We start from the raw sequence: 14,543 nt of genomic DNA, 5'->3' as shown, positions 1-14,543 counted from the left end.
GGGTCAGGCGCCCCGCTTGCCGGCGGCCGTGGCCAACCGCGATTGCAGGGCGGCGGCCGAGCGCGCCAGCGCGTCGGCGCGGGCGTTCAGCTCGGCCAGGTCCAGGCGCCATTGCTCCAGCGCCGGCCGGCCCAGCAACATGCCGTTTTCCTCGGCCAGGTATTCGGACACATTCTCGGCCAGGCGCTGGCCGGCCTGGCGCGCGCCGCCGGTCGCCGCGCGCAGGCCGCCGACGATGCGCAGCGCCGGAATGTCGCCGACCAGGCGGGCCAGGCTGTCCTCGGGGTCCCAGCGCAACTGCTTGGACAGGTCCGCCACCACCTGCGCCAGGGCCGCGTCACCGGAGATGTGCGTGGCCTCGGCGAAATCGGGGGTTTCGCCCCCCGCGCCCAGGCGCGGCAGCGGCAGCCTCTCGGGCGCCACCGTCAGGGTCACGTCGGGCACCACCGCCGCGTCGGCCTGGGCCGCCAGGCCCTCGCTGTCGATGGTCAGGCCCAGGGTGAATCCGCCCAGCGCGAAACGCACCGTCTTGCCGGCATGGCGGGCCAGGCGTTCGCGCGCCCAGTCTTCGCGCTTCAACAGGGCGTTGAGCGCGCCGACGGCCAGCCGTGCAGGAGTAGGCAGAAACGAAAAAGGCGACATGACGGTCCGCGGCCCCGCGGGCGGGGGTGACGAAGTTGATGGGTAAATCGGGAGTGTACCGGGTTGGATGGGGGTCTGTTACGGGAAGTCCGGGCGCCGTTTGCGCCGACGCATGGAAAAACCGGCCCTGAAGGGCCGGTTGTGGCGGACGGCCGCCTGGCCGCCCCGCTATCGGAAGAGAGACGCCGCCGCGATCAGCTGGCGTATTCGACCGGGATCTGCTGGATGCCGGCCAGCAGCCAGCCGCCGTTGGCGGGCTTGAACAGGTTCCAGACTTCCTCGAAGCGGAAGGCTTCGGCGCCCGGGGTCTCGCGCAGCATGCCCGAGAAGCGCACGCTGGCCAGGTGGCCGTCGGACACCGTTTCGATGCCCAGCAGCTCGGCGTTCAGCAGCACCACTTCGGTCTTGTTGGGCGCGGCGCCGCGCTCGGCCAACTGCGGCTTGAGCTCGGTGATCAGGTCGTCGGTCAGGTAGTCGCGCAGGCGATCGGTGCTGCCGCTGTCCCACACAGCCTGGATGCGCACGAACTGTTCCTTGGCCTGCTTCAGGAAGTTGGGCGTATCGAAGTCGCCGGGCACGAACCAGTTGTTGTCGTCGCCTGCCTTGGGCAGCACGGCGGCCGGCGCCGCGGCGGCAGCGGCCGGGGCCGCGGCCGGGGCGGTCGGCTTCAGCGCTTCACGCCACATGGGCTGTTGCTGCGGCTGGCCGGGCGCGTTGTTGGCGCCACCGAAGGCACCCTGGGTGGCCGGACGCGGCGCGGCGCCGCGCAGGCGGCGGATGATGAACATCACGGCAAACACGACCAGGGCGATCAGCAGCGCGGACGACAGGAATTCGGCGAAAGCGCCCGACAGGCCCATGCTCGACAGCAAGGCGGCGATGCCCAGGCCGGCGGCGATGCCGGCGATGGGGCCCAGCCAGCGCGATGCGCCGCTCTTGGCGGCGGCGCCCGCGGCACCGGCCGTGGCCGCGCCGGCGGCCGCCGGCGCCGCGGTGGCGCCTGCGGTGTTGCTGGCGGCGGTCGGCGGCGTGGTGGCCTGGCGCTGCTGGGTCACATTGGAGGATTGGCGGCCGACGCTGCTGCCGCCGCCGGCGCGGCGGGCTTCGGCGTCGAACGACGCCGTTACCAGCGCGGCGCCGGAAATGGCGATGAGCGCCGCGGCGACAAACCGCGAGAAACAGAATTTGGTCATGGATGTGCTCCCTCGTACCCGCGCCCCGCTGCCCCCGAGCAGCGGAAGGCCGCACGGATCGTGCGGTCCTTCAGCGCGACTTCCTTACAGTAATCTGAATGACGTAAGAATAACGGACAAGCCGCCGCCCCACAAGTTCCCCCGGGGCAACGGCAAGCCGAATCGGACCCAGCGCAATCAGGCCAAGCGCACGCCCTCGTGCAGGGCCGCGATGCCGGCCGTCAGGTTGAAGTACTGCACCCGCTCCAGGCCGGCGGTGCGCAGCATGTCGGCCAGGGTTTCCTGGTCGGGATGCATGCGGATGGATTCGGCCAGGTAGCGGTAGCTGGCCTCGTCCTTGGCCACCGTCTTGCCCAGCCAGGGCAGCACGTTGAAGGAATACCAGTCGTAGGCCGGCGCCAGCGGCTTGGCGATGCGGGAGAACTCCAGCACCAGCAGCTTGCCGCCCGGCTTGAGCACGCGGGTCATCTCGGCCAGGGCGCGATCCTTGTGGGTCATGTTGCGCAGCCCGAAAGCCACGCTGACGCGGTCGAAATAGCCCGTCGGGAACGGCAGGCGCTCGGCGTCACAGACGGCGGTGGGCACCAGCTGGCCGGCGTCGGCCAGGCGGTCGCGGCCGACGCGCAGCATGGAATCGTTGATATCGGTCAGCCAGACCTCGCCGGTGGGGCCGGCGCGCTTGGCGAAAGCCTTGGCCAGGTCGCCGGTGCCGCCCGCGATGTCCAGCACCTTCATGCCGGGGCGGATGGCGGCGCGGCCGATGGTGAAGGCCTTCCAGACGCGGTGCAGGCCGGCCGACATGAAATCGTTCATGATGTCGTAGCGCTGCGCCACCGAGTGGAAGACTTCGGCGACCTTGCGGGCTTTTTCGCTTTCCGGCACCGATTGGAAGCCGAAATGCGTCGATTGGGACGCGGAATCCGCGGAATGTTGCGATTCGGAGGGGTTTTGCATGGTGAATTCCCGATATATCGTCCAATGGTAGCCTATCGGGGCCCGCCGGATGCCGCCCGCGGGCGCGGGAAGGCGCCGTGCGGTCACATACCTGAAATATTGCGGCCATACTATCGCAATGTTCGCGCCGCGCCGGCGCTCCGAAGCGTGCCCTATTCGCCATGTCCAGCACCATCCTCGTCGTCGAAGACGAACCCGCAATCCAGGAACTGATCGCCGTCAACCTGTCCTTCGCCGGCCACAAGGTGCTGCGCGCCTTCGACGCCGACCAGGCCCAGACCCTGATCCGCGCCGAACTGCCCGACCTGATCCTGCTGGACTGGATGCTGCCCGGCACCTCCGGCCTGGCCATGGCGCGCAAGCTGCGCAACGACGAGCGCACCCGCGCCGTCCCGGTCATCATGCTGACCGCCAAGGGTTCCGAGCAGGACAAGGTCGATGGCCTCGAAGCCGGGGCCGACGACTACATCACCAAGCCCTTCTCGCCCAAGGAGCTGATGGCCCGCATCAAGGCCGTGCTGCGCCGCCGCGCGCCGCAGCTGACCGACGACGTGATCGACGTCGGCGGCCTCAAGCTCGATCCGGTGACGCACCGCCTGTCGGGCAACAGCCAGTCGCTGCAGATCGGCCCCACCGAATTCCGCCTGCTGCATTTCTTCATGACCCATCCGGAACGCGTGTTCTCGCGTTCGCAACTGCTGGACCAGGTCTGGGGCGATCACGTCTTCGTCGAGGAACGCACCGTCGACGTGCACATCCGCCGCCTGCGCAAGGCCCTGGAGCCCAGCGGCCACGATGCGCACGTGGAAACGGTGCGCGGCAGCGGCTACCGGTTTACGGCACAGGTCCCGGCGCGGTAAAACTCCCGCACGATGATCTGGCTGCGCACCCTTATCCTGGTCGCCCTGTGGGCGGCGATCGCGCTATTGGCGCAATGGCTCATTGGAGATCCCGCCGGCTGGGTGCTGTTCAGCGCCGCCCTGGTCGTCATGCTGCTGTGGCGCAGCTGGCGCCTGCACCTGGTGTCGCACTGGGCCAGGCATCCCGACACCTCGCCGCCCGCCTCGGTCGGCCCCTGGGACGATATCCTCGCCCCCCTCTACCGCTACACCCGCGCCCGGGCCCGCGAGCTGGCCGAAACCCGCGACACCATGCAGGGCATGCTGGCGGCGGCGCAGGCCCTGCCTGACGGCGCGGTCACGCTCAATGAAGACTTCCAGATCGACTGGTGCAACCGCATGGCGCGCCAGCACCTGGGCCTGCGCCTGCCGGCCGACCGCGGCCACAACCTGCTGAACCTGCTGCGCGCGCCGGAATTCGTCGAATACGCGCACCGCGCCTCCTGGCCCGATCCCATCCTGGTGCGCCTGGGCCAGAACGGCCAGGAGCGGCTGATGATGATGCAGCTGACGGCCTACGCCAGCAACCAGCGCCTGCTCATCACCCGCGACGTGACCCAGATCGAGCGCCTGGAGACCACCCGCCGCGATTTCGTCGCCAACGTCTCGCACGAACTGCGCACGCCGCTGACGGTGCTGGCGGGTTTCCTGGAAACGCTGCGCGACATGCCCGCCGACGCCCTGCCGCCCGAGCAGCGCGCGCAGTACCTGGACATGATGCACGAGCAGGCCCAGCGCATGCAGGCCATCGTCGAGGACCTGCTGACGCTGTCGACGCTGGAATCGTCGCCGGGCAGCGACCCGCGCGCGGTCAACATGGGCGCGCTGCTGCAAAAGGCGCGCCAGCAGATCGAGGCGCTGTCGGGCGGACGCCATGTGATCGAATGGCACATCGACGAAACCGTCGACGTGCTCGGCGCCGAGACCGAACTGACCTCGGCCCTGTCGAACCTGCTGACCAACGCCGTGCGCTACACGCCCGACGGCGGCACCATCACCGTGCGCTGGGAACGCGAGGCCGACGGCGGCGGGCGCTACAGCGTGCAGGACACCGGCATCGGCATCCCCGCGCGCCACATCCCGCGCCTGACCGAACGCTTCTACCGCGTCGACCGCGGCCGCTCGCGCGCGGTCGGCGGCACCGGCCTGGGCCTGGCCATCACCAAGCACATCGCCATGCGCCACGATGCCGAGCTGCTCATCAGCAGCGAGCCCGGCAAGGGCAGCCTGTTCGCGCTGCGCTTCCCGCCGGATCGCATCGCGGTCGACCCATCCGCCTGACACGCCGGCGCGCCACGCGCATGATCCGCGCCGCAACCGCGGCGCGGATGGTAAATTCCCGGCCATGCGCATCCTGGTCATCGAAGACGAACCCAAGCTGGCCGACTACCTCAAGAAAGGCCTGTCGGAGCAGAGCCATGTGGTCGACCTGGCGCGCGACGGCGTCAACGGCCTGCACCTGGCGCTGGAAGGCGCCTACGACCTGATCGTGCTGGACGTGATGCTGCCCGGCGTGGACGGCTTCGGCATCCTGGCCGCGGTGCGCGCCAACAAGGACACGCCGATCCTGATGCTGACCGCGCGCGACGCCGTCGAGGACCGCGTGCGCGGGCTGGAAGGCGGCGCCGACGATTACCTGATCAAGCCCTTCGCCTTCTCCGAGCTGCTGGCCCGCGTGCAGGCGCTGCTGCGGCGCGGCCGCTCGCAGGAACCCACCGTGTTCCGCCTGGCCGACCTGGAACTCGACCTGGCGCGGCGCAAGGTCGCGCGCGGCGGCCGCCGCCTGGACCTGACCGCCAAGGAATTCAACCTGCTGGCCCTGCTGCTGCGGCGCCAGGGCCAGGTGCTGTCGCGCACCACCCTGGCCGAACAGGTCTGGGACATGAATTTCGACAGCGACACCAACGTCATCGACGTGGCCGTGCGGCGCCTGCGCAGCAAGCTGGACGACCCGTTCGAGGCCAAGCTGCTGCACACCGTGCGCGGCATGGGCTACGTGCTCGAATCGCGGCCGGAGCCCGCGCGCGGATGAAGCCGCCGCGCGTGCGCTCGATGCAGGCGCGCCTGACCCTGCTGCTGGGCGCGATCGCGCTGCTGGTTTCCAGCCTGGCCGGCGCCACCCTGTTCTGGGCCCTCAAGCGCGAAGTCGAACGCCAGGAGATCACCGAGGTCAGCGGCAAGCTGGAACTGATCAACCACCTGATCGACATGCAGAACAACGCGCGCGGCCTGCACGACCTGGCCGCCACCTTCGACGACATGCGCGCCGGCCAGAGCCAGCTCGGCATCTGGATCGTCGACGCGCAGGGCCATCCAGTCTATGGCGGCGCCATCCCCGAAACCCTGCAGGTCCTGCCGGACCGGCAGGTGCTGTTGCAGCAGGCCGACGGCAGCCGCCTGCGCGGTCTGCGCGTCGCGGTCGACGACCGCATCCTGCCAGGCGCGCAGTTGACGGTGGCGGTCAGCACCCGCACCAGTTCGCAGTTCCTTTACGCCTACGGCACCGCGCTGGCGCTGATCTGCGCGCTGTGGGTGGGCGCCACCGTGGTGCTGGCGGCCTGGGCCGTGCGCCGCAGCATGGCGCCCACGCGGCGGCTGTCGGAACAGGCGGCCCGCATCCAGCCCGACAACCTGGCCGTGCGCCTGCCGCTGCGCGACACCGACCGCGAGCTGCATGAGCTGGTGCTGTCGTTCAACCGCACGCTGGAACGGCTGCAGGCCGCCTACCAGCAGATGGAAGGATTCAACGCCGACGTGGCGCACGAACTGCGCACGCCGCTGGCCACGCTGATCAACGGCACCCAGGTGACCCTGTCCAGCGGCCGCGACGCGGCCGAGTTGCGCGACGCGCTCGAATCCAACCTGGAAACGCTGGAAGACCTGAAGACGCTGGTCAACGACATGCTGTTCCTGGCCCGCGCCGACCGCGGCGAGCGCGCCGCCGACCTGGCACCGGTGTCGCTGGCCGCCGAGGCCCGGCGCGTCGCCGACTTCTACGAGGCGGCGCTGGAAGACCGCGGCGTCACGCTGCGCTGCGACGGCGACGCCATCGTCGCCGCCAACCCCGGACTGGTGCGCCGCGCGCTGGCGAACCTGATCTCCAACGCCATCAAGGCCACGCCGCGCGGCGGCGAGATCGTGCTGGCCTGCCAGCCTCGCCCGGCCGGCGCGCGGGTCGAAGTGCGCAACCCCGGCGCGCCGATCCCGGCGGCCGACCTGCCGCGCATCTTCGACCGCTTCTTCCGCTCCGGCCAGGCGCGCGCGCCGCGCAGCGAGGGCCACGGCCTGGGCCTGGCGATCGTGCGCGCCATCGCCCGCATGCATGGCGGCGAGGTCGACGCGGCCTCCGGCGCCGAGGGCACGGTGGTCGGCATCACCCTGCGCGGGTCGGGCCCGGACACCGCCGGCGGCCACATTACAAAGAAGTAATCTTCGCGACAGAACCGGGTCACCCCGGTTTTCCTAAAGTGCCTCCCATGGTCAACCCCCATCAAGGGAACAGCATGAAAGGCACTTTGCTCCGCATCACCCAGATCACGGCCCTGGCCGCGCTGCTCGGCACCGGCACCGCCTTCGCTGCCGGCGCCCATGGCGAACACGCCGGCCACGCCATGCCGGCGGCCTCCGCCCCCATCGGCACGCCCGGCGACGCCGCCCGCGTCACCCGCAGCATCGACATCGACATGACCGACGCCATGCGCTTCACGCCGGCGCAGGTGCAGGTCAAGGCCGGCGAGACCGTGCGCTTCAACGTGCGCAACTCGGGCCGCATCCGCCATGAAATGGTGCTGGGCACCGACGCCGACCTGCAGGCCCACTACGCCATGATGATGAAGGACCCCGGCATGCGCCACGAAGAGGCCAACGCGATCTCGCTGGAGGGGGGCAAGAGCGGCCAGATCGTCTGGAAGTTCGACCGCGCCGGCACCGTTTCTTTCGGCTGCCTGGAACCTGGCCACTACACCGCCGGCATGAAGGGCGCGGTGTCGGTGCAATAACGCCGCCGCGGATCCCTCATGAAAACCTTCCCTATTCCCACCCGCCGCCGCTTCGTGCAGGGACTGGCCGCCGGCGGCGCGTTGGCGGCGCTGGGCGGCTGGCGCGCCGCCAGCGCGGGCCCGCGCGCGGCGCAGGCCGCGGCCGCACCCGCCGAACTGCGCGGCACCGAATTCCACCTGGAGATCGGCGAAACGCCGGTCAACTACACCGGCGCCGCCCGCATCGCCACCACCGTCAATGGCCAGGTGCCGGCCCCGCTGCTGCGCTGGCGCGAGGGCGACACGGTCACGCTGCGCGTGACCAACCGCCTGCGCGAACAGACCTCGATCCACTGGCACGGTATCCTGCTGCCCACGGAAATGGACGGCGTGCCGGGCCTGAGTTTCCCGGGCATCGATCCGGGCCAGACCTTCACCTACCGCTTCGACGTGCGCCAGAGCGGCACCTACTGGTATCACAGCCACTCGGGGTTCCAGGAGCAGACCGGCCTGTACGGCGCCATCGTCATCGACCCGCAGCGGCCCGATCCCATCGCCGCGGACCGTGACTACACCGTGCTGCTGTCGGACTGGACGGACGAAGACCCGATGCGGGTCTTCGACAAGCTCAAGGCCATGCCCGACTACTACAACCGCAACCAGCCCAGCGTCGAGAGCCTGATCCGCGAGGCCGGCGAGAAGGGATGGCGGGCGGCGCTGTCCGAGCGCCTGATGTGGGAACAGATGCGCATGAACCCGTCCGACCTGGCGGACGTCTCCGGCGCCACGTACACCTTCCTGACCAACGGCGCGACGCCGGCCGGCAACTGGACCGGCCTGTTCAAGCCGGGCGAACGCGTGCGGCTGCGCTTCATCAACGGCTCGGCCATGACGTACTTCGACGTGCGCATCCCCGGCCTGAAGATGACGGTGGTGGCGGCCGACGGCCAGGACGTGCGGCCGGTCGACGTGGAGGAATTCCGCATCGCCGTGGCCGAGACCTACGACGTGATCGTCGAGCCCGCCGAAGACCGCGCCTACACCATCTTCTCGCAGGCCATGGACCGTTCCGGCTACGCCCGCGCCACCCTGGCGCCGCGCCCCGGCATGCAGGCCGAGGTGCCCGCGGTCGACCGGGTGCAGCTGCTCGGCATGATGGACATGGGCATGAAGCACGACATGGGCGGCATGGATCATGGCGCCGCGCCCGAGGCGACCGCCGGCGCGATGGCCGGCATGAACCATGGCGCCATGCCCGGCATGGACCACGGCAGCTCCCACGGCGGCGGCGCGGACCAGGGCGGCATCGTCGAGGTCAGGCATCCCTATCCCGAGGAACGCGGCCCCGGCAATTCGATGCTGCCCGACGTGGTCTCCACCCGCCTGGACGACCCCGGCATCGGCCTGCGCGACAACGGCCGCCGCGTGCTGACCTACGCCGACCTGCGCTCGATCCGCGAACCCGACGACAACCGCGCGCCAACCCGCGAGATCGAGCTGCACCTGACCGGCAACATGGAACGCTACATGTGGTCGTTCAACGGCGTGAAGTTCTCCGACGCCAAGCCCATCGTGCTGCGCTACGGCGAGCGCGTGCGCTTCGTGCTGGTCAACGACACCATGATGACCCACCCCATCCACCTGCACGGCCTGTGGAGCGACCTGGAATCGCCCGACGGCGCCTTCCAGGTCCGCAAGCACACCCTGTCGCTCAATCCGGCGCAGCGCCTGAGCTACCGCGTCAGCGCTGATGCCCGCGGCAACTGGGCCTACCACTGCCACCTGCTGTACCACATGGAGGCCGGCATGTTCAGGGCGGTCGTGGTGGAGTAGGCGATGAGAAACCGGAATATGCGCACTTCCTTTCCCCCGTTCCGCCACGCCGCGCTGACCGCCGCCCTGCTGGCGGCCCTGGCCGGCCAGCCGGCCCTCGGCCAGGCCATGAACGACCATTCCGGCATGGATCATGGTTCGATGCCGGGCATGAACCACGGCGCCGCCAAGCCACAGCCCGCGATGCCGCCCGCCATGGATCATTCCTCCATGCCCGGCATGGACCACGGCGCGCCGGCCGCCGCGCCGCCCGTCGGCAGCCTGCCGTCCAGCGACGGCGCCGGCAAGCGTGGCTATGACAGCTACGGCCTGCACCCGCACATGATGGACAGGGACGCCTCGTCGCGGCTGCTGTTCGACAAGTTCGGCTGGTCGCGCAACCGCGACGGCCAGAACGCGCTGGAATGGGACGGCCGCTTCTGGTGGGGCACCGCCACCGACCGGCTGGTGATCAAGAGCGAAGGCGAACGCGAAAGCGGCGGCGGTTCCGGCGCCAAGGTCGAGGCCCTCTGGAGTCACGCCTTCTCGCCTTTCTGGGACCTGCAACTGGGCGCGCGGCGCGACTTCGGCACCGGTCCCAAGCGCAACTGGGCCGCGCTCGGCCTCGAGGGCGTGCTGCCCTACAACATCGAGTTCGAGACCACCGCCTACGCCGGCCCATCGGGCCGCACCGCGCTGGCCCTGAAGGCCGAGTACGATCTGCTGCTTACCCAGCGTCTGATTTTCACGCCGGAGATCGAGGCCAGCGCCTACGGCCGCAACGACCCGGAGCGCGGCATCGGCTCGGGCCTGTCCGACGCTTCGCTGTCGCTGCGCCTGCGCTACGAGATCACGCGCCAGTTCGCGCCCTACGTCGGGGTATCCTTCGAACGTAAGTTCGGCCGCACCGCGGACTATGCGTCCGCCGCCGGCCAAGGTCGCTCGCAGGCCGCCGTGCTGGCCGGCGTGAGCTTCTGGTTCTGATCTTTCTCGCGGAGACCCATGAAAACACCTCTCATCCCCGCCCGTCGCCTGCTGCTGGCGGCCGCGCTGTCCCTGCCCCTGTACGCCGCGCCGATCCTCGCGCAGGCCCAATCCGCCCCCAAGGTCCAGGTGTGGAAGACGCCCACCTGCGGCTGCTGCGAGGACTGGGTCAAGCACATGCGCGACAACGGCTTCGAGGTCACCACCCACGACGTCCAGGACACCGGCCCGGTGCGCCGCAACGCCGGCATGGCCGACTATGGCTCGTGCCATACGGCCGTGGTGGACGGCTATGCCATCGAAGGCCACGTGCCGGCCAGCGACGTGCGCCGCCTGCTGCTCGAAAAGCCCGATGCCGCCGGCCTTTCCGCGCCTGGCATGCCGCTGGGTTCGCCCGGCATGGACGGCCCCGAATACGGGGGCCGCAAGACGCCACATGATGTCCTGCTGGTGGACAAGCGCGGCGGCGCCAAGGTGTTCCAGGCGTATCGTTAGGAGATGCCCCGGGGATGCTCCCGGCCGGGCGGCGCCCGGCCGTTCTGAAACAATTCATCCCCACCCGGGCAATGGGTACCTCTTGCACCGCAGCAAAAATGCGCCACAATAAATAAAACGCATTTCTCACCCGACCCCTGGCAGTCATGGCACACATCGTCCTGTTCGAGAACATCCACCCGAGCGCCCGCGCCGTCTTCGAAGCCGCCGGCTACACCGACATCGTCACGCACGCCGCGGCCCTGCCGCCGGCGCAGCTGCAGGACGCCCTGCGCGGCGCCCAGGTCGCGGGCATCCGTTCTCGTACCCACCTGGATGCCGCCCTGCTGTCCGGCAACCCCGACCTGCGCGTGGTCGGCTGCTTCTGCATCGGCACCAACCAGGTCGACCTCGACACCGCCATGCAGCGCGGCATCCCGGTGTTCAATGCGCCCTTCTCCAACACCCGCTCGGTCGCCGAGCTGGTGCTGGGCGAAGCCATCCTGCTGTTGCGCCGCATCCCCGAGAAGAACGCCCGCGTCCATCTCGGCCACTGGGACAAGAGCGCCGCCGGCGCCTTCGAGACCCGTGGCAAGACGCTCGGCATCGTCGGCTACGGCAACATCGGCTCGCAGATCAGCACCCTGGCCGAAGGCCTCGGCATGCGCGTCATCTACCACGACGTCGAAGCCAAGCTGCCGCTGGGCAACGCCCGCCCGGCCGGCTCGCTCAACGACCTGCTGGAGCAGGCCGACGTGGTCACCCTGCACGTGCCCGGCGGCAAGTCCACCGAGAACATCATGAATGCGGAGACCATTGCCCGCATGCGCCGCGGCGCCATCCTCATCAACGCCTCGCGCGGCACCGTGGTCGACATCGACGCCCTGCACGCCGCGCTCAAGTCCGGCCACCTGGCGGGCGCCGCGCTCGACGTGTTCCCCACCGAGCCCAAGGGCGCCGACGAACCGCTGGCCAGCCCGCTGATCGGCCTGCCCAACGTCATCCTCACCCCGCACATCGGCGGCAGCACGCAGGAATCGCAAGAGAACATCGGCCGCGAAGTGGCCGAGAAGCTGGTGCGCTTCCTGCAGGCCGGCACCACCAAGGGCGCGGTCAACTTCCCCGAACTGCCCTACCTGGAACAGGCCGGCGCCACCCGCATCCTGCACGTGCACCGCAACGCCCCCGGCGCGCTGGGCACGCTGGACAACCTGATGGCGCAGCACGGCCTGAACATCGTCAGCCAGACCCTGCAGACCAAGGGCCAGATCGGCTACGTGATCACCGACGTCGATGGCGAGGTCGATGATTTGGTCATGACGACGCTGCGCGATCATCCGATCACGGTTCGCTGCGACCGGCTGTAAAGGAAAGGCGCTCAAGAGAAAGGCCCGCTCGCGCGGGCCTTTTCCATGCGCGTGGCACGGGCGGATGCGGACGCAGGACGGCCGCGGCTGGACGGGAACGTGAGCCCCCAGACGCGGATCACATCATGCCCGGCCCGCGAAATGCGCCGCCACCCAGCGCTCACAGACGTCCCACAATTTCGGCGCCCCGCGCTGGATCACCGGCCCGTAGCGGGCCAGCACCTGCTCGCGCGACACGCCATTCTCGGTCCAGGTGCCGCCGCCCGTGAACACGTTGATCAGCAGCGGCTGGAAGCGGTCCAGCGCCTTGGCGAAGCGCGCGTCCTCGCTCTCGGCCTGCTCGAATTCCCGCCACAGCGCCAGGAACTCATCGCCCTGCGGCGAGGGCAGCAAGCCGAACAGCCGCTGCGCCGCCTTGTCCTCGTGCTCGGCCTGCCAGGCCGCCGACGATCCGCCGTGGACCGGGAAATCGCCGACGTCGATCTCGACCACGTCGTGCAGCAGCAGCATCCGCATGACCCGCTGGGTATCCACCGGACCGCTGGCGTATTCGCTCAGCACCAGCGCGTACAGCGCCAGGTGCCAGGAATGCTCGGCGGAATTCTCCTTGCGGCTGCGGTCCAGCAGCGGCGATTGCCGGACGACGGTCTTGAGCCGGTCGATTTCGCGGAGGAATTGCAGCTGTTTTTCCAGTGAGGTCGATGCCATGGTGTCCTGCGTGGGTGGCGGTCTTGGCGCGAATGCCGATCGCATCCCCGACACTGTACCGCCCTGGCTGGCTCAGGGCGCCAACGCGGCCCCCGCCGCCCGCGCCAGGCACTCGGCCATCTTGCCGCGGACGCTGCCGGCGTCGAACGGCAACCGCCCGATGAGGCCGATCTCGCGATGAAACGCCGCATCGCCCAGCGACACCAGCCGCAGGCCATCCGTATCCAGGCCGCGCAAGCGCGGCAGCAGCGCCACGCCCAGTCCGTGGCGCACCATGTTGGCGATGGCCTCGATCTCGTCCAGCTCCACGGCCTCGTGCACCGTGATGCGCTGCTTCTTCAGGAACAGGTCCACCACGCGCCCGCCGAACGACGCGCGGTCGTAGCGGATGAAGGGCTGCGCCGCCAGCACCTCGCGCCACGGCGCCAACGCCATCGCGGCCGGTATGGCCAGCACCACTTCCTCGCGCAGCAACGGCTGCCAGCCCAATTCCGGCGGCAGCGCGAACGGCGGCCGGATCAGCAGCGCCATGTCGACCTCGCCGGCGTCCACCTGCCCCAGCAGCGACAGCGACACCCCCGGCACGATCCGCACCCGCACGTCGGGATAGCCGGCGCGGAACTCGCCCAGCGCCCGCACCAGCAGGTCCTGCTGCACCGAGGCGATGGCGCCGATGCGCAGCGATCCGCTGACGTGGCCGGCGCCGGCCGTGGACGCCATGCGCTCGGCCATGGCCACCAGTTCCTCGGCCTGCGGCAGCATCTCGCGGCCATGGTCGTTGAGCACGGCGGCGCGCGCGCTGCGGTCGAACAGCGCCACGCCCAGATAGTCTTCCAGGCGCTTGATCTGCGCGCTGACGGCCGACTGGGTCAGGCCCAGCTGGGCGCCCGCCCCGGTGAAGGTGCCGTCGCGCGCCACGGCGATGAAGGTCTTGAATTCTTTGATCACAATCAATATTTTCGATGCTAAGACACAAAAAATATCGTTTTTCAATCAAAAAAACAATTCATAAACTAGCAGCTCAGGACACGACCCGATAGCGATCGTCCGCATTCTGAATTACCTTTTCCGCCTCATCCGGAGCTTTTCATGACCGCTCAAACCAACCTGCCGCCGTTCCACCTGGCCTTCCCGGTCCGCGACCTGGCCGAAGCCCGCGCCTTCTACGGCGAAAAGCTGGGCTGTCCGGAGGGCCGCAGCTCGCCCGAATGGATCGACTTCAACTTCTACGGCCACCAGATCGTCGCCCACCTGGCCCCCAGCGAGTGCGGCCACAAGGCCACCAGCGCGGTCGATTCGCACAATGTGCCCGTGCGCCATTTCGGCGCGGTGCTTTCCATGGAACAATGGGAAGCCATGGCCAAGCGCCTGACCGATGCCGGCACCGAGTTCGTCATCGAGCCCTACATCCGCTTCAAGGGCGAAGTCGGCGAACAGGCCACCATGTTCTTCCTGGATCCGTCGGGCAACGCGCTGGAATTCAAGGCGTTCAAGAACCTGGATTCGTTGTTCGCCAAGTAATCCGTCTCTACA

The 14,543-nt window shown here is 69.3% G+C and carries 15 protein-coding genes; 10 read left to right on the top strand and 5 right to left on the bottom strand.

The window, feature by feature from the left end:
• Nucleotides 1–3: 3 nt before the first annotated feature.
• The 3 genes from AT699_RS02485 to ubiE form a co-directional block, all read right to left on the bottom strand.
• Nucleotides 4–642 (bottom strand): ubiquinone biosynthesis accessory factor UbiJ, encoded by a 639-nt coding sequence (locus tag AT699_RS02485; protein WP_024067599.1) that lies wholly within the window; start codon nt 640–642, stop codon nt 4–6.
• Between the two features lie 194 nt (nt 643–836).
• Nucleotides 837–1,835 (bottom strand): Tim44 domain-containing protein, encoded by a 999-nt coding sequence (locus AT699_RS02480; RefSeq protein ID WP_020925378.1) that lies wholly within the window; start codon nt 1,833–1,835, stop codon nt 837–839.
• A gap of 177 nt (nt 1,836–2,012) precedes the next feature.
• Nucleotides 2,013–2,789 carry a bifunctional demethylmenaquinone methyltransferase/2-methoxy-6-polyprenyl-1,4-benzoquinol methylase UbiE gene (gene ubiE, locus AT699_RS02475; RefSeq protein ID WP_006386863.1) on the bottom strand — a complete coding sequence of 259 codons (777 nt, stop codon included), beginning with the start codon at nt 2,787–2,789 and terminating at the stop codon, nt 2,013–2,015.
• A 161-nt stretch (nt 2,790–2,950) separates the two neighbouring features.
• Here ubiE and phoB point away from each other — a divergent pair, with 161 nt between their 5' ends.
• From phoB to serA, 9 genes are all read left to right on the top strand, one after another.
• Nucleotides 2,951–3,649 (top strand): phosphate regulon transcriptional regulator PhoB, encoded by a 699-nt coding sequence (gene phoB, locus AT699_RS02470; protein WP_006386862.1) that lies wholly within the window; start codon nt 2,951–2,953, stop codon nt 3,647–3,649.
• Between the two features lie 12 nt (nt 3,650–3,661).
• A complete protein-coding gene (gene phoR / locus AT699_RS02465; RefSeq protein WP_006386861.1) occupies nt 3,662–4,969 on the top strand; it encodes a phosphate regulon sensor histidine kinase PhoR in 1,308 nt (435 codons plus the stop codon).
• A gap of 64 nt (nt 4,970–5,033) precedes the next feature.
• Nucleotides 5,034–5,720: a heavy metal response regulator transcription factor gene (locus tag AT699_RS02460; RefSeq protein ID WP_006386860.1), complete on the top strand. Its 687-nt coding sequence runs from the start codon at nt 5,034–5,036 to the stop codon at nt 5,718–5,720.
• Nucleotides 5,717–7,117, top strand: coding sequence for a heavy metal sensor histidine kinase (locus tag AT699_RS02455; RefSeq protein ID WP_024067597.1), 1,401 nt, complete (start codon nt 5,717–5,719; stop codon nt 7,115–7,117). The genes AT699_RS02460 and AT699_RS02455 overlap by 4 nt, the downstream gene beginning before the upstream one ends.
• A 74-nt stretch (nt 7,118–7,191) precedes the next feature.
• The gene (locus tag AT699_RS02450; RefSeq protein ID WP_020925380.1) at nt 7,192–7,686 is read left to right on the top strand and encodes a cupredoxin domain-containing protein; all 495 of its coding nucleotides are present in this window, start codon (nt 7,192–7,194) and stop codon (nt 7,684–7,686) included.
• Nucleotides 7,687–7,704: 18 nt separating this feature from the next.
• A complete protein-coding gene (locus AT699_RS02445) occupies nt 7,705–9,498 on the top strand; it encodes a copper resistance system multicopper oxidase (RefSeq protein ID WP_024067596.1) in 1,794 nt (597 codons plus the stop codon).
• Between the two features lie 108 nt (nt 9,499–9,606).
• Complete coding sequence (locus AT699_RS02440; protein WP_169818063.1) at nt 9,607–10,461, top strand: copper resistance protein B; 855 nt, start codon at nt 9,607–9,609, stop codon at nt 10,459–10,461.
• An 18-nt stretch (nt 10,462–10,479) separates the two neighbouring features.
• A complete protein-coding gene (locus AT699_RS02435; protein WP_024067594.1) occupies nt 10,480–10,956 on the top strand; it encodes a DUF411 domain-containing protein in 477 nt (158 codons plus the stop codon).
• Between the two features lie 146 nt (nt 10,957–11,102).
• A complete protein-coding gene (gene serA, locus AT699_RS02430; protein ID WP_006386855.1) occupies nt 11,103–12,302 on the top strand; it encodes a phosphoglycerate dehydrogenase in 1,200 nt (399 codons plus the stop codon).
• A 123-nt stretch (nt 12,303–12,425) separates the two neighbouring features.
• On the opposite strand, the gene AT699_RS02425 is transcribed toward serA, so the two are convergent.
• Entirely contained in the window at nt 12,426–13,010 is a 585-nt protein-coding gene (locus AT699_RS02425; protein ID WP_024067592.1) for an HD domain-containing protein, read from the bottom strand.
• 72 nt (nt 13,011–13,082) lie between these two features.
• Nucleotides 13,083–13,958 (bottom strand): LysR family transcriptional regulator, encoded by an 876-nt coding sequence (locus AT699_RS02420; protein WP_058207551.1) that lies wholly within the window; start codon nt 13,956–13,958, stop codon nt 13,083–13,085.
• A 141-nt stretch (nt 13,959–14,099) separates the two neighbouring features.
• Between AT699_RS02420 and AT699_RS02415 the strand changes: the two genes are divergently transcribed.
• Nucleotides 14,100–14,531 (top strand): VOC family protein, encoded by a 432-nt coding sequence (locus tag AT699_RS02415; RefSeq protein WP_006386852.1) that lies wholly within the window; start codon nt 14,100–14,102, stop codon nt 14,529–14,531.
• Nucleotides 14,532–14,543: the final 12 nt, after the last annotated feature.

Source organism: Achromobacter xylosoxidans, assembly GCF_001457475.1.
Taxonomy (GTDB): Bacteria; Pseudomonadota; Gammaproteobacteria; order Burkholderiales; family Burkholderiaceae_B; genus Achromobacter; species Achromobacter xylosoxidans.
Note: the sequence above shows the minus strand (reverse complement) of the source record. Positions and strands in the feature narration are given on the sequence as shown.